At 51.5% G+C, this 22600-nt stretch carries 19 protein-coding genes; 18 read left to right on the forward strand and 1 reads right to left on the reverse strand.

The window, feature by feature from the left end; translation table 11 throughout:
- Positions 1-20: 20 nt before the first annotated feature.
- From argC to ULO1_RS01010, 18 genes are all read left to right on the forward strand, one after another.
- On the forward strand, positions 21-1058 hold the full coding sequence (gene argC, locus ULO1_RS00925; protein ID WP_079932730.1) for an N-acetyl-gamma-glutamyl-phosphate reductase: 1038 nt from the start codon (positions 21-23) through the stop codon (positions 1056-1058).
- A 15-nt stretch (positions 1059-1073) separates the two neighbouring features.
- The gene (gene argJ / locus ULO1_RS00930; protein ID WP_079907137.1) at positions 1074-2303 is read left to right on the forward strand and encodes a bifunctional glutamate N-acetyltransferase/amino-acid acetyltransferase ArgJ; all 1230 of its coding nucleotides are present in this window, start codon (positions 1074-1076) and stop codon (positions 2301-2303) included.
- Positions 2304-2315: 12 nt separating this feature from the next.
- Positions 2316-3179, forward strand: coding sequence for an acetylglutamate kinase (gene argB / locus ULO1_RS00935; protein WP_078665935.1), 864 nt, complete (start codon positions 2316-2318; stop codon positions 3177-3179).
- 12 nt (positions 3180-3191) lie between these two features.
- Positions 3192-4358 carry an acetylornithine transaminase gene (locus ULO1_RS00940; RefSeq protein ID WP_079907139.1) on the forward strand — a complete coding sequence of 389 codons (1167 nt, stop codon included), beginning with the start codon at positions 3192-3194 and terminating at the stop codon, positions 4356-4358.
- Positions 4359-4600: 242 nt separating this feature from the next.
- A complete protein-coding gene (locus tag ULO1_RS00945) occupies positions 4601-5374 on the forward strand; it encodes a LamB/YcsF family protein (protein ID WP_078665937.1) in 774 nt (257 codons plus the stop codon).
- 25 nt (positions 5375-5399) lie between these two features.
- Entirely contained in the window at positions 5400-6620 is a 1221-nt protein-coding gene (locus tag ULO1_RS00950) for an NRAMP family divalent metal transporter (RefSeq protein ID WP_078665938.1), read from the forward strand.
- Between the two features lie 58 nt (positions 6621-6678).
- Complete coding sequence (pxpB, locus tag ULO1_RS00955; protein WP_079907141.1) at positions 6679-7419, forward strand: 5-oxoprolinase subunit PxpB; 741 nt, start codon at positions 6679-6681, stop codon at positions 7417-7419.
- A 1-nt stretch (position 7420) separates the two neighbouring features.
- On the forward strand, positions 7421-8470 hold the full coding sequence (locus ULO1_RS00960) for a biotin-dependent carboxyltransferase family protein (RefSeq protein ID WP_079907143.1): 1050 nt from the start codon (positions 7421-7423) through the stop codon (positions 8468-8470).
- Between the two features lie 16 nt (positions 8471-8486).
- Entirely contained in the window at positions 8487-9272 is a 786-nt protein-coding gene (locus ULO1_RS00965) for a putative hydro-lyase (protein ID WP_375804199.1), read from the forward strand.
- Positions 9273-9438: 166 nt separating this feature from the next.
- Positions 9439-10503 carry a glutamine-hydrolyzing carbamoyl-phosphate synthase small subunit gene (carA, locus tag ULO1_RS00970; RefSeq protein ID WP_079932733.1) on the forward strand — a complete coding sequence of 355 codons (1065 nt, stop codon included), beginning with the start codon at positions 9439-9441 and terminating at the stop codon, positions 10501-10503.
- Between the two features lie 24 nt (positions 10504-10527).
- The gene (carB, locus tag ULO1_RS00975) at positions 10528-13719 is read left to right on the forward strand and encodes a carbamoyl-phosphate synthase large subunit (protein WP_078665943.1); all 3192 of its coding nucleotides are present in this window, start codon (positions 10528-10530) and stop codon (positions 13717-13719) included.
- A gap of 13 nt (positions 13720-13732) precedes the next feature.
- Complete coding sequence (gene argF / locus ULO1_RS00980) at positions 13733-14686, forward strand: ornithine carbamoyltransferase (RefSeq protein ID WP_079907147.1); 954 nt, start codon at positions 13733-13735, stop codon at positions 14684-14686.
- A 55-nt stretch (positions 14687-14741) separates the two neighbouring features.
- Positions 14742-15542 carry a hypothetical protein gene (locus ULO1_RS00985; RefSeq protein ID WP_079932735.1) on the forward strand — a complete coding sequence of 267 codons (801 nt, stop codon included), beginning with the start codon at positions 14742-14744 and terminating at the stop codon, positions 15540-15542.
- A gap of 55 nt (positions 15543-15597) precedes the next feature.
- Positions 15598-16800, forward strand: a complete 1203-nt coding sequence (locus ULO1_RS00990) for an argininosuccinate synthase (RefSeq protein ID WP_079907150.1) — start codon at positions 15598-15600, stop codon at positions 16798-16800.
- 81 nt (positions 16801-16881) lie between these two features.
- Positions 16882-18267, forward strand: coding sequence for an argininosuccinate lyase (argH, locus tag ULO1_RS00995; RefSeq protein ID WP_079932737.1), 1386 nt, complete (start codon positions 16882-16884; stop codon positions 18265-18267).
- A 21-nt stretch (positions 18268-18288) separates the two neighbouring features.
- Positions 18289-19485, forward strand: a complete 1197-nt coding sequence (gene dapG, locus ULO1_RS01000; RefSeq protein ID WP_079907151.1) for an aspartate kinase — start codon at positions 18289-18291, stop codon at positions 19483-19485.
- 109 nt (positions 19486-19594) lie between these two features.
- The gene (thrC, locus tag ULO1_RS01005) at positions 19595-21094 is read left to right on the forward strand and encodes a threonine synthase (RefSeq protein WP_079907153.1); all 1500 of its coding nucleotides are present in this window, start codon (positions 19595-19597) and stop codon (positions 21092-21094) included.
- Positions 21095-21109: 15 nt separating this feature from the next.
- Entirely contained in the window at positions 21110-21832 is a 723-nt protein-coding gene (locus ULO1_RS01010; RefSeq protein ID WP_078665950.1) for a demethylmenaquinone methyltransferase, read from the forward strand.
- 40 nt (positions 21833-21872) lie between these two features.
- Here the strand turns inward: ULO1_RS01010 and ULO1_RS01015 are convergent, their stop codons facing one another.
- Complete coding sequence (locus ULO1_RS01015; protein ID WP_078665951.1) at positions 21873-22598, reverse strand: SDR family oxidoreductase; 726 nt, start codon at positions 22596-22598, stop codon at positions 21873-21875.
- Positions 22599-22600 lie beyond the last annotated feature (2 nt).

Here is a 22600-nt window from a genome sequence, read left to right on the forward strand (position 1 = left end):
GTTATACAGGGGGGATCGGTGTGGTAAAAGTTGGTATTGTTGGTGCCACCGGTTATACTGGCGCAGAACTGATCAGAATCCTTCAGGGTCACCCGGAGGTAAAAATAGAGGTTTTAACCAGTCAAAGTTATGCAGGTCAGGAAATTGCCCAGGTGTTTCCTCAGCTTTCACCCTTAGAGCTACCGGTACTGATCGAGCAGGAACAGGACAAACTAACTGAGGTGGACGTGGCTTTTTTGGCCCTGCCCCATGGGGTTTCCATGCCCATTGCCGCCCGTTTGCTGTCAGCCGGGGTGAAGGTGATTGATTTAGGTGCAGACTTTCGCTTAAAAGATGCCGTGGCCTATCAAACCTGGTATGGGCTGGAACATTCATACCCGCAGTTGCTGGCTGAAGCAGTCTATGGCTTGCCGGAACTGAAACGGGAGCAGATAGCGGCTGCCCGGCTGGTGGCCAATCCCGGCTGTTATCCCACCAGCATTTTGCTGGCCCTGGCACCGGCACTGAAACATGGTCTGCTCCATCTCGATACCATAATCGCCGATAGCAAGTCCGGCGTATCCGGGGCTGGCCGGGGTGTGAGCCTGGGAGTGCACTTCAGTGAAGTTAACGAAAACTTTAAAGCCTATAATGTCGGGCAGCACCGGCATACGGCGGAAATCGAGCAGGAACTGGCGGTCCTGGCGGGAAAACCCCTGACCATCACTTTTACCCCCCATCTAGTACCCATGACACGGGGGATTTTGAGCACTGTCTATGCTAAGTTACGACAGAATCTGGAGGAAGAAGAGATCAGGACTATCTACCGGGACTTTTACCGGGGAGAACCTTTTGTTAAGGTACTGGAGGCAGGTCAGTATCCCCAGACCAAGTGGTGTGCGGGAAGCAATCGGATCTTTATTGGTTTGAAAAAGGATGCCCGCACCGGTCGTTTAATTCTGGTCTCTGCCATTGACAATCTGGTCAAAGGGGCCAGCGGGCAGGCAGTACAAAATATGAATATCCTGTTTGGTTTGCCGGAAACCATGGGCTTAGAAGAAACAGGGTTGTGGCCATAGAAAGGGGAAAGGAAAATGCGGGATTGTCCAGGAGGAGTATGCGCACCCCGGGGCTATCAGGCGGCCGGGGTAGCGGCAGGGATAAAAAAGCGGGATAGTGACAAAAAAGATGTGGCAGTGATCATCAGTCAGGCACCGGCTATAGTAGCCGGGGTGTTCACCACCAATAAAGTGCAGGCGGCACCTGTCCTGTGGTCAAAGGAAGTGGTTAACCGTGGCCAGGCGCGGGTCATTGTCGCCAACAGCGGTAATGCCAATGCCTGTACCGGGGAACAGGGGCTAGCGGATGCTAGAGCGATGGCAACTCAGGTAGCGGCTCTGAGTGGTGGGGAAATAACTGCTGAAGAGGTGATTGTAGCCTCTACTGGAGTAATCGGGGTGCCTTTACCCATGGATGTAGTTGAAAGCGGGATCACCCGGGCCTGGGCTCAACTCAACCCGGAGGGCAGTGGTGACGCTGCTGCAGCTATTATGACCACTGATACCTTTGCCAAGGAAACGGCAGTGGAAATAGAAATTGCCGGTCAACCGGTGCGTGTAGGGGGGATTGCCAAAGGGTCGGGGATGATTCATCCCAATATGGCAACCATGCTGGCCTTTATCACCACTGATGCCCGGGTGGATGGGGCAGCCTGGCAAGCTTTGCTCAAGGAAGCGGTGGACCAGACCTTCAATATGGTTACCGTCGATGGCGATACCAGTACCAATGACATGGTAGTTGCCCTGGCCAATGGCCTGGCCGGGCCTGAGTCGGCCCTGGCCCCGGGGCAGCCGGGCTGGGAAGAGCTGACTCTGGCAGTAACGGAAGTTTGTCGCCGCCTGGCCATCGCTATTGCCCGCGATGGGGAAGGGGCTACCAGATTGCTGACTGTTGAGGTAACAGGGGCAATTTCCCTGGCGGCAGCCCGGCTGGCGGCCAGAACGATTGCCGGTTCCAGTCTGGTGAAAAGCGCTATCTTCGGCGCTGATGCCAACTGGGGACGGATTATGGCCGCTCTGGGTTATTCCGGTGCGGAATTTGACCCCCAGGCAGTTTCCATTAGTTTCCGGGCCGGGGAAAAGAGTTTACTGGTATTCCAGGAAGGTGCACCGGTGCCTTTTGCGGAAGAGGAAGCCCGGGCTCTGCTGGCAGAAAAAGAAGTGACCATCGAAGTAGATCTGGCGCAGGGGAGAGAAAGGGCCACCGCCTGGGGCTGTGACTTAACCTATGATTATGTCAGGATCAATGCTGATTATCGGACCTAAGGGGGGAGCGGGATGTTCAATATTATCGATAAAGCAGCTGTGCTGGTGGAAGCCTTGCCTTATATCCAGAAGTTCCATGGCAAAATCCTGGTTATCAAATACGGAGGCCATGCCATGGTTAACCAGGAGCTGAAAGAGGCGCTGATCAAGGATATTATTTTGATGAAACTGGTGGGCATGCATCCCGTCCTGGTTCACGGGGGCGGACCGGATATAACCACCATGTTGCAAAGGCTGGGAGTTGAATCCCGGTTTGTGGGAGGGCAACGGGTTACTGATGATCAGACCATGGAAGTAGTGGAAATGGTGCTGGGTGGCAAGCTGAACAAGGAACTGGTGGCCCTGATCAATAAAAACGGGGGCAAAGCTGTGGGCCTAACGGGCCAGGATGCTAACCTGTTGCGGGCTGTACCCAGAAAAGGGCCTCAGGGCGAAGATCTGGGCCGGGTGGGAGAAGTGGTCCAGGTGCAGCCAGAACTGGTGCTGAATTTGATCAGCCAGGGCTATATTCCGGTAATCGCCCCTATTGCTGTGGATAGTGATGGCAAAAGCTATAACGTCAATGCCGACTATGTGGCCGGGCAGCTGGCCGGGGCCCTGCGGGCAGATAAGTTTATTTTGCTCACCGATGTGCCCGGCATATTGCGGAATGTCAATGACCGTTCCAGTTTGCTGTCAGAAGTAACCCTGAGCCAGGTGGAGGAACTGCAAGCAGAAGGGATTATCAAGGGTGGCATGCTGCCCAAGGTGGAATGCTGCGCCGCTGCCATCCGGGCCGGAGTGGAACGGGCCCATATTATCGATGGACGCATCCCGCACGGCATATTACTGGAAATCTTCACAGATGGAGGAATCGGCACGATGGTGTCGGCTTGAGGGGGGAGAGAGATGAACAAAACCGACGAGCTGATAGCTTTAGGCAAACAATATGTGATGAACACCTATGGAAGGCTCAATCTGGTACTGGCCCAGGGGCAGGGAGCCAGGGTTTGGGATCTAGAGGGCAAGGAATACCTGGACTTTCTAGCGGGAATTGCCGTTAATGCCCTGGGGCACAGTCACCCGGCAGTAGTGGAGGCCATCAAGAAACAGGCAGAAAAGCTGATCCACTGCTCCAATCTTTACTGGATTGAGCCCCAGATTCGGCTGGCCCAGCTCCTGGTGGAAAACTCCTGCGGGGATAAGGTCTTTTTCTGCAATTCCGGGGCCGAAGCCAATGAAGGGGCGATCAAGCTGGCCCGTAAATATGCCAAACTGCATTATGGGCCGGAAAAATATGAAATCATCACAGCTATTAATTCTTTCCACGGCCGGACCCTGGCGGCGATAACAGCCACCGGCCAGCCCAAATACCAGAAGGGTTTTGAGCCGCTAGTGCCTGGTTTCAAGCATGTTCCTTATAATGACCTGCAGGCACTGGCAGAGGCTATTGGCCCGCAAACCTGTGCCATCATGCTGGAGCCCATTCAAGGGGAAGGAGGCGTAGTAACTCCTGATCCCGCTTATTTGTCCGGGGTAGCGCAACTTTGCCGGGAACATGGTCTGCTGCTGATTCTGGATGAGGTACAAACCGGCATTGGACGCACCGGTAAACTTTTTGCCTATGAGCATTTCGGCATCGAGCCAGATATTTTTACATTAGCCAAAGGGCTGGGGGGCGGGGTGCCCATCGGGGCCATTGTGGCCAAAGAAGAAGTGGCAGCGGCTTTTCAGCCCGGGGATCATGCTTCTACCTTTGGCGGCAACCCCCTGGTCTGCGCTGCGGCCTTGGCGACCTTGAACATCATCCTGGAGGAAGGTTTTTTGGCCCAGGTTCAGGTCAAAGGAGAGTATCTGCGCTCCTTGCTGGCTGAGATGGGCCCGGTACGGGGCAAAGGGCTGATGCTGGGTCTGGAGTTGCCGGGACCGGGGGCGGAAGTAGTGGCTCGATGCCAGGAACGGGGGCTGTTGATAAACTGTACTGCCGGGAATGTGCTCCGGTTTGTACCGCCGTTGATTGTCAACGAAGCGGAAATACAGGAAGCTGTCCGCATTTTGAGGGATTGTATGAAGTAAATAAGCTATACCCCCAGGCCAGATCACTGATGTTGGCCTGCTTTTTTTCTGTAGCCCGAACCAGTCCGGAGGCGGCACCGGCTTGCAGTAAATATTCGGCAAGGGATTGGGCAAAGGGAGCAAACTCCTGATCGCCAAACTGTTTCTGGGGAAAGGAATTTAATAATTCAACATAGAATATATTTTTTTCAAAATGGACTAGTGGTCTAATCACAAGGCCAAAGTCTTTAGGGGGAGGGTAAATGAAGTACAGGGTAGATTTAAACAGTGATCTGGGAGAAAGTTTTGGTGTGTATAAACTGGGTATGGATAAGGAGTTGCTGGAAATCATTACTTCTGCCAACATAGCCTGCGGTATGCACGCCGGAGATCCCCGGGTTATGTCCGCTACTGTAAAAATGGCTGTCCAGAACGGGACTGCTATTGGAGCGCATCCCGGATATCCTGATTTACAGGGGTTTGGCAGGCGCAACCTTGCCATGAGTCCGGAGGAAGTGAAAGACTATGTTATTTATCAGATAGGGGCTCTGGAAGCTTTTGCCCGGACTATGGGTACGACCCTGCAGCATGTTAAGGTCCATGGCGCTTTGTATAATATGGCTGCCAGGGATTACAAGCTGGCTTTAGCCATAGCCGAAGCTGTGAAAGCTGTAAACCCGGATCTAATTTTACTGGCACTGGCTAATTCGGAGATGGTTAGAGCAGCTAAAGACATAGGCTTGAAAGTAGCTGAAGAAGTTTTTGCTGACCGGGCTTATAACCCCGATGGCACTTTAGTAGCCAGAGGTACGCCTGGAGCCATGATTCACGAAAAAGCCGTGGCTATTCCCAGGGTGGTTCGGATGGTCACGGAAGGCAAAGTCACAGCTATCAATGGCGAAGATATTGACATCAAAGCTGACAGCATTTGTGTTCACGGGGATAATCCGGAAGCCCTTGCTTTCGTGAAAGAAATTCGGACAGCACTGGAAGAAGCCGGTGTTTCCGTTGAACCCTTGGCTAATTTCATAATCTAATAAAGACAAGAAGGGGGAAAGTTTGATGGCAGATTTCGAAATCAAGACTAAAACAGGAACAGCAGGGAAGGCTAGTTTAGGGGCGCTCCTGGGGGCGGCCTTCCTGATGGCTACTTCAGCCATCGGACCTGGGTTTGTGACTCAGACGGCCGTTTTTACCCAGCAGTACATGGCTAATTTTGCTTTCATTATCTTAGCTTCAGTTATTCTGGATATTGGAGCCCAGATGAATGTTTGGCGCGTTATCGCTATATCGGGTATGCGCGGCCAGGATGTAGCCAATAAGGTACTGCCGGGTTTGGGTTATTTTGTTGCTTTCCTGGTGGCTTTAGGTGGGTTGGCTTTCAATATCGGTAATATTGCAGGTGCCGGTATGGGGATGAATGTAATGTTTGGCATTACTCCTGCTATGGGGGCCATTATTTCCGCAATGATCGCTATTTTTATCTTTTTATCCAAAGAAATGGGCAAGGCCATGGATGCATTTGCCAAGGTTTTAGGCGGTCTAATGATTCTTTTAACCTTATATGTAGCCATTATAACCAGGCCACCTGTAGGTGAAGCCTTGCTTCGTACTTTTGTTCCAACTGAAGTGCCTCTCTTACCCATTATCACCTTATTGGGTGGCACAGTGGGTGGATACATTACTTTTGCCGGTGGTCATCGCCTTATTGATGCAGGTATTACCGGTATTGAAAATTTGCGTGAAGTTACCAGGGGTTCTGTGACAGGTATCATTATTGCATCTGTCATGCGGGTGGTTCTTTTCCTTGCTGTTTTGGGGGTAGTTGCTGCAGGGCACAAGCTGGATCCGGCCAATCCGCCTGCATCAGCTTTCCAGTTAGCTGCAGGAAATATCGGCTATAAGCTGTTTGGTGTTGTTTTCTGGTCGGCAGCTATTACCTCTGTGGTGGGGGCAGCTTATACTTCCGTATCTTTCCTTCGCTCGCTGGCTAGCACCTTTGAGAATAATTACAAGTGGTGGATTATCGCCTTTATTGTAGCTTCTACGGTAATTTTTGTAACTATTGGTAAGCCAGTCAAGCTCTTGATTCTGGCCGGTGCTTTAAACGGTCTCATTCTTCCCATTACTTTGGGAACCATGCTCATCGCTTCCAAACGGAAAGATATTGTAGGGGAATACAAACAGCCTACCTGGTTGATGCTCTTCGGAATTCTTGTTGTTATTGTAGCTATATATGCAGGAGTTCTTTCTCTAAAAGGCATCACAGATTTATTTAAATAAAAGCTGAAAAGGGAGGCTTTGCCTCCCCTTCTTAATCACCATTAGCGGGGGTGATTTCATGTATGATAAGGCCAGGTTTCTTCCTGCTGGGGATAAAGGGGTGGTGGTAGAGTTTGGCAATTCTATCAGTAAGGAAATCAACAAAAAAATTCGTAGCTTGATGTTAGCTATAGAACAGGCTGAATTACCGGGCATAATGGAACTCATACCTACCTACCGCTCTTTACTGGTGCTTTATGAACCCTTGGCCTGGAAATATGGTGATTTAATCCTTCAACTTGAAAAAATCGAAGCCAATCTAGGTTCATTAAAACTTCCCGAGCCCCAGGTTATTTTATTGCCTGTGGTATATGGCGGGGAATATGGACCTGATTTAAACTTTGTCTCTGAACATGCGAAATTGACTCCGGAAGAGGTTATTAAAATTCACACGGGGACAGATTATTTAATTTATATGCTTGGATTTACTCCCGGATTTCCATACCTGGGTGGCATGGATGAACGCATAGCTACACCGCGGCTTCAGACACCTCGCACAAAAATTCCTGCTGGTTCTGTAGGTATCGCAGGAAGCCAAACAGGGGTTTATCCTATCGAAAGTCCAGGCGGCTGGCAAATAATTGGCCGTACTCCTGTCAAACTTTTCGACCCTGCCAGGGAAAAACCCGTTCTCTTACAAGCAGGAAATTATGTGCGTTTTTATCAAATAACTCCCGAAGAATACCAGGAAATAGCCCAACTGGTTGAGAAGGGCCAGTACATTGTTAAATCCGAGAATTATAGTGAGAAGGAGGTTTGACATGAGTTTTATCAGGGTTATAAAACCAGGCCTCCTGACAACGATACAGGACCGTGGACGGTTCGGTTATCAACAGTGGGGTATTCCTGTGGCCGGAGCCATGGATGAATACGCTTTGCGTATAGCCAATCTTTTGGTAGGTAATCCGGAAGGTGAGGCATGTTTGGAAATTACTCTCCTGGGACCCACCCTGGAATTCCAGGCTGAAGGCGTAATTGCCCTGACAGGGGCTGATCTGGGAGCCAGGTTAAATGGCCAGGATCTTCCTCTCTGGCAGGCTTTACAAGTCCAAAAAGGCGACAAACTGGAATTTACGGGTGTGAAGGCAGGATGTCGTGCCTATTTAGCGGTAGCCGGAGGGTTTGAAGTTCCGGTAGTGATGGGCAGTAAGTCTACATATGTACGTGGACAGATAGGCGGTTTTGCAGGGAGGAGTTTACGTAAGGGAGATGAAATTGGCATAAGGGTTCCTCGGGTAGATTTAAGGAGATTGATCAATCGAACGGTACCCAGGGAGTACCGGTATGAATTTACCAATCCCATCCTGGTACGGGTTGTGCTGGGTCCCCAGGATGATGCCTTTACCGAGGACGGAATTAGAACCTTTTTGGAAGGGCAATACCAGGTAACTAACGAAGCTGACCGTATGGGGTATCGCCTGGATGGTCCCAAAATCCAGCATAAGACAAGTCCGGATATTATCTCTGATGGTATTGTCATGGGTTCTATCCAGGTCCCCGGGCATGGTTTGCCTATTATTATGATGGCTGACCGACAAACTACCGGGGGTTACACGAAAATCGCCACCGTTATTACCGCAGATTTAAACAAAATAGCCCAGGCTAAGCCGGGAGATGCAATCAGGTTTCAGGCTGTTTCTATTGAGGAAGCCCATGAGATTTACCGGGCCTATGAAGAAAAAATTCGCAACGTCAAGGATAAATTTATTTTTGCTCAAAAAGAGCCCTTCACAAGTAAGAAAGGGTTAAAGAGAACTATGCGTATATGGGTAAATGGTACGGAATATATAGTCGAAATAGAAAGATTATGAGAGGAGGAGAAAAATGCTGGAATTATTTCATGCTAAACCTGAGGAGGTCAGGGGAGCCATCCGCAAAGGGGAAATAAACAGACCGACAGCGGGGATGTGTGCAGGGTACGCTCAAGCTAACCTTGCTGTTTTACCGAAAGATTTAGCCTTTGAATTTTTGCTCTTTTGTCAAAGAAATCCTAAACCCTGTCCGGTCCTGGATGTTACAGAGGTGGGCTCTTTTGAGCCTGTTTTAACAGCCCCGGGTGCTGATTTGCGCACGGATATACCCAAATACCGTATTTATAAGTATGGCCAACTAGTTGATGAGACTAGTGATATTTTAAATTATTGGCGAGAAGATCTTGTTGCTTTTCTTTTAGGTTGCAGTTTTACCTTTGAGAGTGGATTGCTTCAAGGGGGGATTCCGGTCCGTCATATTGAAGAAGGCAGGAATGTACCCATGTATATTACCAATATACCCTGCAAACCTGCAGGAAGGTTCAGTGGCCCCATGGTAGTAAGTATGCGTCCTATACCTTATCAACAGGTAGTAAAGGCAGTACAAATAACAAGTCGTTATCCAGCTGTTCATGGTGCACCTGTTCATATCGGAGACCCTGTTCTGATCGGAATAAAAGATTTAGATAAACCGGATTTTGGAGACCCTGTCACCATTAAACCAGGGGAAGTACCGGTATTCTGGGCTTGTGGTGTTACCCCACAAGCTGTGGCTATGCAGTCGAAACCACCTTTCATGATTACCCATGCTCCCGGGCACATGTTTATAACTGATGTGCTCAATGAGGACCTGACTGTATAGAGAGATGCCTCATAACAAGACACGTGAAACCATCACGTGTCTTGTTTTACTTTGAAGCGGGGTATTTGAGGGATGAAATCAGACAAAAATCCCCTATTAACCATTGCATTATTATGCAGAAATATTGTATAATTATAAACGAATTAGCTGGTGAGGGGGATTAGCAGTGAAAGGATATTTAGTCCTGGCCGATGGTACAGTCTACGAAGGCACCGCCTTTGGTGCCGTAGGGGAGGCTATCGGCGAGGTGGTTTTCAATACAGGCATGACGGGTTATCAGGAGATATTGACTGACCCGTCCTATTGCGGGCAGATAGTGACCATGACCTATCCATTGATCGGTAACTATGGCATCAATCAGGATGACTTCGAGGCCTCCCGCAGTTATGTCCGGGGGTTTATCGTGCGGGAAACCTGCACCTACCCCAGCAACTGGCGGGCTAAGGAGACGCTGGATGCCTATCTGTATCGCCATCGTATTATTGGTCTGGCAGGCATAGATACCAGGGCGCTGACCAAAAAATTGCGGCAGCATGGGGTGATGCAGGGGCTGATCACCACTTTGCCGGGGACAGTGGCAGAGATGGTGGCCAAAATCAAGCAGGCGCCGCCGGTGTTTGGGCCCCAGCTGGTGCAGACGGTGACTACACCCGAGCCTTATACCATCCCCGGGCCCGGCCCCAGGGTAGTGGTCATGGATTTTGGCGCCAAAGCCAATATTCTGCGCAGCCTGAATAAACTGGGGCTGGAACTGGTAGTGGTCCCGGCGCATGCCACGGCCGATGAAATTATGGCTTACCGGCCGGCCGGGTTGATGCTGTCCAACGGACCGGGGGATCCAACGGATGTGCCCCTGGCCATCAATACAGTGCGCCAACTCCTGGGCGAACTGCCCATTTTCGGGATTTGTCTCGGCCATCAGATCATCGGCCTGGCTTTAGGCGGCAGCACTTATAAGCTAAAATTCGGACACCGGGGCGCCAACCATCCCGTGCAGGATTTACACAGCGGGCGAGTATATATCACCTCCCAGAATCACGGGTTTGCCCTGGCAGCCAATTCACTGCAGCAGCTGCCGGTGGAAATCACCCATCTCAACCTCAATGATGGTACAGTGGAAGGGTTAAGGCATAAGGAATTGCCGGTTTTCTCGGTGCAATACCATCCGGAAGCTGCACCGGGACCGGAAGATAATGAATATCTGTTCCAGCAGTTTTTGCAGTTACTTTAAACCAGGAAACAAAGGGGGAGGAGCATGCCCAAAAGACAGGATATTAAAAAAGTGCTGGTAATCGGTTCCGGGCCCATTATCATCGGCCAGGCGGCGGAATTCGATTATGCCGGTACCCAGGCTTGCAAGGCTTTGAAAGAAGAAGGGCTGGAGGTAGTGCTGGTCAATTCCAACCCGGCGACCATTATGACCGATGCCAATATGGCGGATAAAATTTATATCGAGCCATTACAGTGGCAGACGGTGGCTCAAATCATAGAAAAAGAACGGCCTGATGGACTGTTACCTACCCTGGGTGGACAGACTGGCCTGAATATAGCTGTTGAACTGGCGGAGAAAGGGATTTTGCAGCAATATGGTGTCGCCCTGCTGGGAACTCCCCTGGAGGCGATCAAGCGGGCTGAGGATAGGGAATTATTCCGGGCCTTAATGCTGGAGATCGGTGAACCTATTCCTCCCAGTACCATCGTAGAAACAGTAGATGCTGCCCTGGCCTTTGCCGAGGAGATTGGCTATCCGGTGATCGTCCGTCCCGCTTATACCCTGGGAGGATCCGGGGGCGGAATTGCCCATAATGCCAGGGAACTGGCGCAAATCGCTGATAAGGGCTTGAAGTACAGTGCTATCGGGCAGATTCTGCTGGAAAAAAGCGTGGCCGGCTGGAAGGAAATCGAGTATGAGGTAATGCGGGATAGTGCCGATAACTGCATTACCATTTGTAATATGGAAAACATCGACCCGGTGGGAATTCATACCGGGGATTCCATTGTTATCGCGCCTTCCCAGACTTTAAGTGACCGCGAGTATCAGATGCTACGCACTGCCGCACTGAAGATAATCAGGGCCTTAAAAATTGAGGGTGGATGTAATGTCCAATTCGCCTTAAATCCTCACAGTTTTGAATATATAGTAATCGAGGTTAATCCCCGGGTGAGCCGCAGCTCGGCCCTGGCGTCAAAAGCGACTGGTTATCCCATTGCCAAGATGGCGGCCAAAATTGCCATTGGCCTGACCCTGGCTGAGTTGACTAACCCGGTTACTGGTAAAACCAGTGCCTGCTTTGAACCGGCCCTGGACTACTGTGTAGTCAAGATTCCCCGCTGGCCGTTCGATAAATTTCCCACGGCTGACCGGCGACTGGGAACTCAGATGAAGGCTACCGGGGAAGTGATGGCCATTGAACGCAGCTTTGAGGCCGCTTTACAAAAGGCAATCCGCAGTCTGGAAATCGGTTTGGACAGTTTGCAATTGCCCAAACTGGGTGCTCTTTCCGATATGGCCATCGAACACCGGCTGCAAGAAGCCGATGATGAAAGGCTGTTTGTGGTGGCAGAGGCTTTTCGCCGCCATTTTACCGTGAAAGAGGTTTATCAGCTTACGAAAATCGATCCCTGGTTCCTGGAAAAGATTCGCGGTCTGGTGGAACTGGAAAGGCAAATCAAAAAAACGCCCTGGGGTCAGGTAACTTCGGAATTTTTACAGTTGGTCAAAAGCAAAGGTTTCAGTGATCGGGCCCTGGCTCGCTGGTGGGGAGTAGAAGAACGTGAAGTGCGGGATCGGCGGGCAGAGTGGGGCATTCGCCCGGTTTATAAGCTGGTGGATACCTGTGCTGCTGAGTTTGAAGCAGCTACTCCCTACTATTATTCTTCTTATGAGCAGGAGGATGAAGTAGAAGTCAGTACCAGACCGAAAGTGGTGGTGCTGGGCTCGGGGCCGATCCGCATCGGTCAGGGGATTGAGTTTGATTATTGTTCAGTCCATTCTGTCTGGGGTTTGCAGGAACTGGGTTATGAAACCATTATTATCAATAATAACCCCGAAACAGTGAGTACGGATTTTGATACGGCGGATAAATTATATTTTGAACCTCTGACAGTGGAAGATGTTCTGCATGTAATTGAAAAAGAACAGCCTCTGGGAGTGATTGTACAATTCGGCGGCCAAACTGCCATTAATCTGGCAGCCAAACTGGAGGCGGCCGGAGTGAAAATCCTGGGTACGTCCGTGCAGTCCATTGACCTGGCAGAAGACCGGGAAAAATTCGCTGCCCTGTTAGCTAAACTGGGAATTCCCCAGACGGAAGGCAAGGCGGTCTTCTCGGTTACAGAAGGGGTGGAATGGGCCCGGCAGCTGGGTTATCCCCTGGTAGTGCGTCCTTCCTATGTTCTGGGCGGCCGCAATATGGAGATTGTCCAAAAAGAAGAGGAGCTGGTCCACTATTTAACCACAGCAGTGGAAATCACCCCCGAACATCCGGTGCTGATTGACCGCTATCTGCTGGGGCGGGAAGTCGAGGTAGATGCCATCGGTGATGGTAAGGATATATTTATTCCTGGCATTATGGCCCATGTGGAGAGGGCGGGGGTGCATTCCGGGGACTCCATGGCGGTTTATCCGGCTCAGGGTTTAAGCCGGGAAGAGGAAGAACTGCTGGTGGATTATACCTTGCGGATCGGTCGGGCCTTGCAGGTATGTGGTCTTATCAATATTCAGTATGTGATCAGCAACGGTCAGGTTTATGTGCTGGAAGTCAACCCACGGGCGTCCCGGACGGTGCCGGTGTTGAGTAAAGTGACGGCAGTGCCCATGGTGGCGGTAGCTACCAAAGCCATGCTGGGAGAGAGCCTGACCAAACAGGGGTATTATCATGGCCTCAAGCCCCCCTCTCCCTGGATTACTGTCAAAGCCCCTGTTTTTTCCTTCGAGAAACTGGGCGGGGTGGAAATCTCCCTGGGCCCGGAAATGAAGTCCACCGGTGAGGTAATGGGCACAGCGGCGGAGTATCCTGCTGCCTTGCTGAAAGCCATGCAGGCCGCCAATATCAAGTTGCCTGCGGGCGGAACGGTGTTCTGGTCGGTAGCGGATTGGGACAAGGAGGAAGCGGCCCGGCTGGCTGCTCGCTTTGCTGCTTATGGCTTCCAGCTGGCAGCTGCAGGAGATACCTGGCGCTATTTCGCGGAACGGGGATTACAGGTAACGGAACTTGAAGAAGACCTGACAGCGATCAGAACTGGTCGCATTCAGCTGGTAATCAATACACCTACCCAGGGGAAAAATCCGGGGCGGCGGGGCTTCCAGCTGCGCCGCACGGCAGCAGAATATAGAATTCCGTGCTTAACTTCTCTGGATACGGCCAATGCGGTATTGCAGGTGCTGGAGTACCTGGCTGCCGGCGGCACGGCTGAACCCCTGGAACTGGCGGTATATACAGGTTAAGGAGGCATAAACAATGGCATTAGCATTAAATGAAATTCAAAAAGCCATGCAGGGGCGGGATTTTCTCTGCATGTCTGACTATACCAGAGAAGAGTTGAAGGAAATGATTGCTCTGGCTCTGCACCTGAAAAAAGAACAGAAAATGGGGGTATCCCACCCCATTTTACAGGGCAAAACCCTGGCCATGATTTTCCGCAAATCTTCGACCCGGACCAGGGTGTCCTTTGAAGTGGGCATGTATCAGTTAGGAGGCTATCCCCTCTTTTTGAGCAGCAATGATATTCAGCTGGGACGGGGGGAACCGATTGCTGATACTGCGCGGGTGCTGTCCCGCATGGTGGATGGCATCATGATCCGTACCTTTGCCCAGGCCGAGGTGGAGGAGCTGGCTCAGTTTGCCGATGTGCCGGTAATCAACGGCTTGACCGATCTGCTGCATCCCTGCCAGGTGCTGGCTGACCTGATGACCATCCAGGAATACAAAGGCAAGCTGGTTGGACTGAAGCTGGCCTATGTGGGGGATGGCAACAATATGGCCCATTCCCTGCTGATTGGTGGGGCCAAGATGGGGATGAAGGTAGCGGTGGCCAGCCCGGAAGGCTATCTGCCTCAGGCGGAAATTGTGGCTAAAGCTCAGGCCTTTGCCGCTGAAAGCGGTGGGGAAATTCTGGTTACTACTGATCCGGTGGAAGCAGTAACGGATGCCGATGTGGTCTATACTGATGTCTGGGCTTCCATGGGGCAGGAAGCAGAAGCCGAGGAGCGGGCCCGGATCTTCCAACCCTATCAGGTCAATGAGGAACTGGTAGCCAAAGCCAGGGCAGATTATCTCTTCCTGCACTGTCTGCCGGCCCACCGCGGGGAGGAAGTAACCGCCGGGGTAATCGATGGTCCCAATTCAGTGGTGTTTGATGAGGCAGAAAACCGGCTGCATGCCCAAAAGGCTCTGCTGGCCCTGTTGTTGTAGAACAGGCTTCCTCTCGCCCTGTCCAAATGATATAATGGGGACAAGGGGGGGGAGGATGGTGAAAAATAGAAATCCTAAACTGATCTGGTGGAACAGGATAGTTAACGCAGCTTTACTGGTAGTTATGCTGATTTCAGCCTATAGTTTATTCTTTCCGACAAGGGATCCCAATTATTTTAGTGGATCTGCCTTGCTGAAACAGGTGGAGCAATATGCCCGATCAGGCTTGGATAAAAAGGCACTGGAACAGGCCAATACCCTGGATTATACCAATATCTATACCATCGGCTTTGGCCAGGCTAACCTGCTTTCCCTGTGGCCACCCGGGACTGAGACCGTCAGGATGCTGGCCAAAGAACTACTACAACTTGAACCCGCGGATGATGCAGATTTCCGGCCCGAGTTTGCTGTACGCATCGGTTATGTGGAAGAAAAAGGTGATAATACGCGGCTTACCGGCTTTTATTATGACCGCCGCGGCCTGGTCAAAAGCGGTAATCAGGTTTACCGCCTGTCAGCGGCCGGACAGCAGTTGCTTAACCAGGAGCTAGATGGCTGGGTGGCATTAACGGAGGTTAGAAATGGGTTTTATTTAGCTGCTTGCCGGCGAAACTGGTCTGCTCTAGAGCGTTTTGCCGCACCGGCGGTAATAGAGGCAGTCCGGAAAGGTAAAATTCCCGCTGGGGAACCGGTGGAAATTGGATATAAGTTTAATGAGGTACAACATTCAGGAAAGAACCAATTTGTAGAGGCAAATATAGAGGATACTATAACTTTAAAAAACGGGCGTAAATTTGCTGCCAGGTTGACTTATAAGATAATTAACGGGCGCTGGCAAATTACCGGGTTGAATTAAAATACAGAAAAGGGTATAATATTTCCTGAGTTTTTATAAAAAGGAGACGGTTGGCGTGAAAAAAGTGGTGCTGGCATATTCGGGGGGATTGGATACTTCCATCATTATCCCCTGGTTAAAAGAAAATTACGGTTATGAAGTAATTGCCATGGTTGCCGATTTGGGGCAAGGGGAGGAACTGGCTCCCCTGGAGGAAAAGGCCATTAAATCCGGGGCCAGCAAGATTTATATTGAAGACTTGAAAAAGGAATTTGTTGAAGATTTCATCTGGCCTACTCTGAAAGCAGGGGCCGTTTATGAAGGCAAATATTTGCTGGGTACTTCCTTTGCCCGCCCCTTGATTGCCAAGCGGCTGGTGGAAATTGCTCGCCAGGAAGGGGCGGAAGCGGTGGCTCACGGAGCTACCGGCAAAGGCAATGACCAGGTACGGTTTGAACTGACCGTAAAAGCCCTGGCCCCTGATTTGAAGATCATTGCTCCCTGGCGCCTGTGGGATATCCGCTCCCGGGAAGATGCCATTGATTATGCCCAGGCCCGGGGTATTCCCGTACCGGTGACCAAGGCCCGGCCCTATTCCATGGACCGTAACCTCTGGCATTTGAGCCATGAAGGGGCTGATCTGGAGGATCCCTGGAATGAACCGCAAAAGGATGTATTGATGCTGATTACCCCGCCGGAAGAAGCTCCGGACCAGCCGACCTATGTGGAGCTGGAATTTGAACAGGGCATTCCGGTGAAGCTGAACGGTGAAGCTCTGGATGGGGTCAGCCTGATTGAGAAACTGAATGAAATCGCCGGTGCCAATGGTGTGGGTGTGGTAGACATGGTGGAAAATCGCCTGGTGGGGATGAAATCCCGGGGAGTTTATGAGACTCCGGCCGGCACTGTCCTCTATGCTGCCCACCGGGAATTAGAACTGCTCTGCCTGGACCGGGCCACTTTGCATTATAAGGACCTGGTAGCCCAGCGCTATGCTGAACTGGTATACGATGGGGTCTGGTATCATCCCCTGCGGGAAGCCATTGATGCTTTTGTCAATGTGACTCAGAAGACGGTGACCGGTACCGTACGGTTAAAGCTGTACAAAGGCAGTTGCACACCGGCAGGAGCCAGGTCGCCCTATTCCCTCTATCACCAGGAGCTGTCCACCTTTGGTCGGGACGAAATCTACAACCAGAAGGATGCGGAAGGCTTTATCAATCTCTTCGGCCTACCCCTGCTGGTACGGGCGATGATGGAGGAAAAAAATCGCAAATAGCGCAAGCAGCCGCCAGGCTCTGGCCATCGGGCCAGGCCTGGCTTCGTACTATCCAGCTAATTAACGAAGGAGGAGACAGAGGTGGGTAAACTCTGGGGTGGCCGCTTTGCCAAAACCACAGATAAACTGGTGGAGGATTTTCACTCTTCCATTCATTTTGATCAGCGCCTCTATCGCCAGGATATCCTGGGCAGTATTGCTCATGCCACCATGCTGGGCGAACAGGGGATTATCACTCCGGCTGAGGCGGACCAGATTATAGCTGGCCTGAAAGAGCTGCTGGCGGAGATTGAGGCCGGGAAAGTCCAATTTGATGTAGCTGCGGAAGATATCCATATGAATATAGAAAAGCTGCTGACTGAAAAAATCGGAGCAGTGGGGAAAAAGCTCCACACCGCCCGCAGCCGCAATGACCAGGTGGCCCTGGATATTCGCCTGTATCTGCGGGAGGAGATCGGACAAGTCAAACACCTGTTGCTGGAATTGATTGAAACCTTGCTGGAACTGGCCCAGCAACATACGGAGACGGTGATGCCCGGCTATACCCATTTACAACGGGCTCAGCCTATTACCCTGGCCCATCACTTGCTGGCCTATATTGCCATGTTCCAGCGGGATGTGGAAAGGCTGCAGGATGTCCTGAAGCGGGTAAATGTCTGTCCCCTGGGATCGGGGGCGCTGGCCGGCACCACTTTTCCCCTGAACCGGGAAAGGGTAGCTGAGTTACTGGATTTTCCGGCCATTACCATGAACTCTCTGGATGCCGTCAGTGACCGGGATTTTGCCATTGAATTCTGTGCTGCTGCTTCCCTGCTGATGATGCATCTCAGCCGTTTCAGTGAGGAAATCATCCTCTGGTCCAGCAGTGAGTTTGCTTTTATTGAACTGGATGATGCTTTCAGTACCGGCAGTTCCATTATGCCGCAAAAGAAAAATCCTGATGTAGCAGAACTGGTGCGGGGCAAGACCGGTCGGGTTTATGGTGACTTGATGGCCTTGCTGACAGTGATGAAGGGGTTGCCTCTGGCCTATAACAAGGATATGCAAGAGGATGAGGAAGCGCTCTTTGATGCCATCGATACGGTTAAGGGTTGTTTGCTGGTCTTTACTCCCATGCTGGCAACAATGAAGGTACGGGAAGATAATATGCGCAAGGCTGCTCAGGGTGGCTTCACCAATGCCACCGATCTGGCAGATTATCTGGCCAAAAAAGGGGTGCCTTTCCGGGAAGCCCATGAAATTGTGGGTAAAGCAGTGCTTTATTGTGTAGAGCAGGGCAAGGCCCTGGAGGAAGTAACACTGGAAGAATACCGGCAAATGTCACCGGTGTTTGCAGAAGACCTTTATGAGGCTATCAGTATTGATTACTGTGTCCAGGCCCGGCAGGTACCGGGAGGACCGGCGCCGGCAGCTGTCCGGATCGCATTGCAGCAAGTGGAAAAATGGCTGGCGGCCAGTAGACAATAGAGCTTGTGGGGAGGGAGTATGGTGAAAATCATTGTGCAGAAATTCGGCGGTACATCGGTAGCAGATGGGGAAGGCAGGGCCCGGGCTATTGAGCGCATTCTGGCCGCCAAAGCAGAAGGCTATCAGCCGGTGGTAGTGGTTTCAGCTATGGGGCGCAAGGGGGCTCCCTATGCTACTGACACCTTGATTAGCCTGGTGAAAGAAATTAATCCAGAGGTTAATCCCCGGGAGCTGGATTTGCTCATTTCCTGCGGAGAGATTATCTCTACAGTAGTTATGGCTCATACCCTCAATAGCATGGGCCACCCGGCCATTGCTTTAACTGGCGGCCAGGCCGGGATCAAGACTGATGCCAATTTTGGCAATGCCCAGATTTTAGAGGTTGACCCCATGCCCATCCTGCGCCAGGTAATGGATGATAAAATTGTGGTGGTTGCGGGCTTTCAGGGGATAGCTCCTGATGGCAGCATAACAACCCTGGGCCGGGGCGGCAGTGACACTACCGCTACCGCACTGGGGGCAGCCTTACAGGCTGAAGTGGTGGAAATCTATACCGACGTGGATGGGGTAATGACCGTTGATCCCCGGGTGGAGCCGGAAGCCAAGATTCTGGATGAAATTTCCTATCGGGAAGTGTGCGAAATGGCCTATCAGGGGGCGAAAGTTATTCATCCGCGGGCCGTTGAAGTGGCCATGAGCCGCCAGGTACCCATTCGCATTAAAAATACCTTTTCTGATGCCAAAGGTACCCTCATTTCCCAGTCTGCTGCTGAACGGGTCATTACCGGGATTGCCCACCTTACCGGGCTCAGCCAGGTCCGGGTTCTTTCCAGCCGGGATGGTCAGCAAAACTGGCAGCTGGTGCGAGTCAAGCTGTTCCGGGTGCTGGCGGAAAAGGGCATCAGTGTGGATGTAATCTCTGTTCTGCCCGATGGGGTATACTTTACGGTGTCTCAGGCCGATGGTTTTAAAGCCTGTCAATACCTGCATGAAGCAGGATTCGCCTGTGAACTGGTGGAAAACTGTGCCAAGGTATCGGTTATCGGTGCCGGGATGCAAGGGGTTCCAGGGGTAATGGCGGAAATCATGGAAACCCTCTATAGTGCCGGAATAGATATCCTGCAAACTTCGGACTCGGATATCACTATTTCCTTCCTGGTACCGGAAAGTCAATTGAAAGAAGCGGTTCATGTTTTGCACCGCAAGTTAGGCTGGTAAGAGAGCAGGGTTCGCCCTGCTTTTTTCCTCATCAGGCAGGAAAACTGATGATGAGGGCGAATAGTATAAGATTATGCCGTTAAGGTAAAGTAGGGAAAGGGGAAGGTTTATGCAGTATATCAGCACCAGGAATAATTTCCGGCCGGTCAGCGCTGCAGAAGCCATCAATCTGGGCATGGTGCCTGCTGGAGGCTTGTTTGTGCCGGAAAGTTTTCCGCAATTCAGCAGGGAAGAGTTGACGGAACTGGTGGAAAGTTCGTACCAGGAGCTGGGAGCAGCCATCCTGGAGCGCTATCTGACCGATTATAGTCGGGAAGAAATTCGCACTTGTTTACAACGGGCCTATAATGCCAGCAGTTTCGCTCATCCGGAAATGGCCCCGGTGGTTTCACTGGCGGAAGACATCCACATCCTGGAACTCTGGCATGGGCCCACGGCAGCCTTCAAGGATATGGCCCTGCAGCTGCTGCCCCATTTGCTGGTGACAGCCAGACACAAACTGGGAGCGTCCAGGGAACTGGTAATTCTGGTGGCCACTTCCGGAGATACCGGCAAAGCCGCTCTGGAAGGGTTCAAGGATGTTCCCGGTATTCGCATTATGGTCTTCTATCCTCAGGGGGGAGTAAGTCAGGTCCAGGAACGGCAGATGCTCACCACCGGTGGACAGAATACCCGCGTAGTTGCTGTAACTGGCAATTTTGATGATTGCCAGAATGGGGTCAAGGCCATTTTTGCTGACGCAAGTTTGCGGAACTATCTGGCTGACAGGGGCTTTGAGCTTTCATCAGCCAATTCCATCAACTGGGGGCGCCTGGTACCGCAGATTATCTATTATTTCAGTGCCTACTTGCAGCTGGTGCGACGGGGCCGAATTGTGCTGGGCGACGAGGTCAATGTGGTGGTACCCACCGGAAACTTCGGCAATATCCTGGCGGCCTGGTATGCCAGAAGGATGGGGCTGCCGCTGGGCAAGCTGATCTGCGCCTCCAATGAAAATAATGTACTGACTGATTTTTTCCGAAACGGTACCTATGACCGGCGCCGCCAGTTCAAACTGACCAACAGCCCTTCGATGGATATCCTTATTTCCAGTAACCTGGAACGTTTTCTCTATGACTTAACTGGAGGGGATGGGGAGAAAATCACCCTCTGGTTTAATCAGCTGGCAGAAACGGGGCATTATACGGTGGATGAGCAGACCCGCCAGGCCATAGCGGAAGTACTCTGGGCCGGCTGGTGTGACCAGGAAGATACACTGAAGACCATTGCTGAAGTGTTTGACCGTTATCACTATACCCTGGATACCCATACGGCCGTTGCCTACAAAGTTTACCAGGATTTTCTTCAGGCCAGTGGTGATAAGCGGCCTGCGGTAATTGCCGCTACTGCCAGTCCCTTTAAATTTGTCAGCAGTGTGCTGTCCGCTCTGGTCAGCGCCGGGGACAGAGAGGGGCTGGATGAATTTGAACAGCTGAATATGCTCAGCCGCATTAGCGGCCTGCCCCTCCATCCCGGTTTGGCTGGCCTTAAGGAAAAAGAGGTGCGCCATAACTGGCAGGCTGGCAAGATGGAGCTGAAATCCCAGCTGCTTTGCTGGCTGGGTTTATAGGAGGAAAAGAAAACGATGTCTTTACCCAGTAAGGAACAGAAAGAAAGCTATGTACGGGAAATGTTCAATGCTATTGCCCGCCGCTATGATTTGATGAATACCCTGATGACCTTTGGGCTGGACCGGCGCTGGCGCCGCTTTGCCGTAGCCCGTTCCGGTATGGGACCTGGAAAACAGGCTCTGGATATTTGCTGTGGTACCGGCATGCTGGCCATGGCCCTGGCAGAAGCCGGTGGTCCTACAGGCAGGGTGGTTGGTCTGGATTTTTCGGAAAATATGCTGGCTGTAGCCCGGGAAAACCTGCGCCATTTTCCCCTGCAGGAGAATATCACCTTGATTCAGGGCAATGCCATGGCCCTGCCCTTTGCCGACAATAGCTTTGATTGTGTAACTGTGGGCTGGGGCCTGAGGAATGTACCTGACCTGGACCAGGTCTTGCGGGAAATGACCCGGGTGGTAAAGCCCGGGGGCATGGTGGTCAGCCTGGATATGGCTAAACCCAGTGCTCCGGTTTTTAAGGAACTCTACTGGTTTTATTTCGAGAAACTGGTCCCGCTGATGGGAAAATTCTGGGCCGGAAGGGCCAGTGCCTACAGCTATCTGCATGACTCGGCCAGGGTTTTCCCCCATCAGGCTGAGCTGGCCCGGCGCTTTGCTGCTGCCGGTCTGGTGGATTGTCGCTACCATGATTTGACCGGCGGCGTGGTAGCGGTAGTGGAAGGACGGAAACCCCGGTAAAAAAGCTCCTGCCCTGGTTGGGAGGGCAGGAGTTTTTACTTTAAAGATAAATCATTTTTCTGGTCATACCACCATCGATAATGAAGTTTTGCCCGGTAATAAACCCGCTTTCGTCGGAAAGCAAAAACCAGGCCAGGGCAGCTACATCTTCAGCTTTGCCCACCCGGCCGACTGGATGTTGCTGATGGTCACTGCTGGTTAGAGCTTCTGGATTATTTACTTCAATCCAGCCAGGGCTGATGCAGTTAACCCTCACTTCCGGGCCCAGGCTCATGGCCAGGGCGTGGGTTAAGGCATAGATGCCCCCTTTGGAGGCAGAATAGGCTTCTGTATTGGGTTCGGACATGAAGGCCCGGGTAGAGCAGAGGTTGACAATTGCCCCCTGCCGTTCTCTGAGGTGGGGGGCAGCATATTTAGTGCACAGGAAAGTTCCTGTCAGGTTAACGGTTATGACCCGTTCCCATTCAGCTAAAGTCAATTCAGCCAATGGCTTGTTACATGATATGGCTGCATTATTGACCAGATAATCTATGCCCCCAAAATAAGCGACGGTAGCCTGTATTGCTTCCCTTACCTGGGGTTCTGAGGCGATATCGACCAGGAAGAATTTAATTTTGCCATGATGCTGCAGTTCCGCTTCTGTTTCCTTTCCGGCCTGTTCAGCGATATCCCAGATAGCGACCTGAATTTGTTGCTGAAGTAGTTTAAGGGCAATAGCTTTACCAATACCATGGGCGCCACCGGTAATAATAGCTGTTTTCTTCATGG

This window comes from Carboxydocella sp. ULO1 (assembly GCF_002049255.1).
Classification (GTDB): Bacteria; Bacillota.

What these genes read in the sequence shown, in the direction of transcription:
- pxpB (WP_079907141.1), top strand. Translation starts at nt 6,679, where the DNA reads ATGTATGATAAGGCCAGGTTTCTTCCTGCTGGGGATAAAGGGGTGGTG.
- ULO1_RS00940 (WP_079907139.1), top strand. Translation starts at nt 3,192, where the DNA reads ATGAACAAAACCGACGAGCTGATAGCTTTAGGCAAACAATATGTGATG.
- ULO1_RS00960 (WP_079907143.1), top strand. Translation starts at nt 7,421, where the DNA reads ATGAGTTTTATCAGGGTTATAAAACCAGGCCTCCTGACAACGATACAG.
- ULO1_RS01015 (WP_078665951.1), bottom strand. Translation starts at nt 22,598, where the DNA reads ATGAAGAAAACAGCTATTATTACCGGTGGCGCCCATGGTATTGGTAAA.
- argJ (WP_079907137.1), top strand. Translation starts at nt 1,074, where the DNA reads ATGCGGGATTGTCCAGGAGGAGTATGCGCACCCCGGGGCTATCAGGCG.
- ULO1_RS00985 (WP_079932735.1), top strand. Translation starts at nt 14,742, where the DNA reads ATGGTGAAAAATAGAAATCCTAAACTGATCTGGTGGAACAGGATAGTT.
- thrC (WP_079907153.1), top strand. Translation starts at nt 19,595, where the DNA reads ATGCAGTATATCAGCACCAGGAATAATTTCCGGCCGGTCAGCGCTGCA.
- argF (WP_079907147.1), top strand. Translation starts at nt 13,733, where the DNA reads ATGGCATTAGCATTAAATGAAATTCAAAAAGCCATGCAGGGGCGGGAT.
- ULO1_RS00950 (WP_078665938.1), top strand. Translation starts at nt 5,400, where the DNA reads ATGGCAGATTTCGAAATCAAGACTAAAACAGGAACAGCAGGGAAGGCT.
- carB (WP_078665943.1), top strand. Translation starts at nt 10,528, where the DNA reads ATGCCCAAAAGACAGGATATTAAAAAAGTGCTGGTAATCGGTTCCGGG.
- argB (WP_078665935.1), top strand. Translation starts at nt 2,316, where the DNA reads ATGTTCAATATTATCGATAAAGCAGCTGTGCTGGTGGAAGCCTTGCCT.
- ULO1_RS01010 (WP_078665950.1), top strand. Translation starts at nt 21,110, where the DNA reads ATGTCTTTACCCAGTAAGGAACAGAAAGAAAGCTATGTACGGGAAATG.
- ULO1_RS00945 (WP_078665937.1), top strand. Translation starts at nt 4,601, where the DNA reads ATGAAGTACAGGGTAGATTTAAACAGTGATCTGGGAGAAAGTTTTGGT.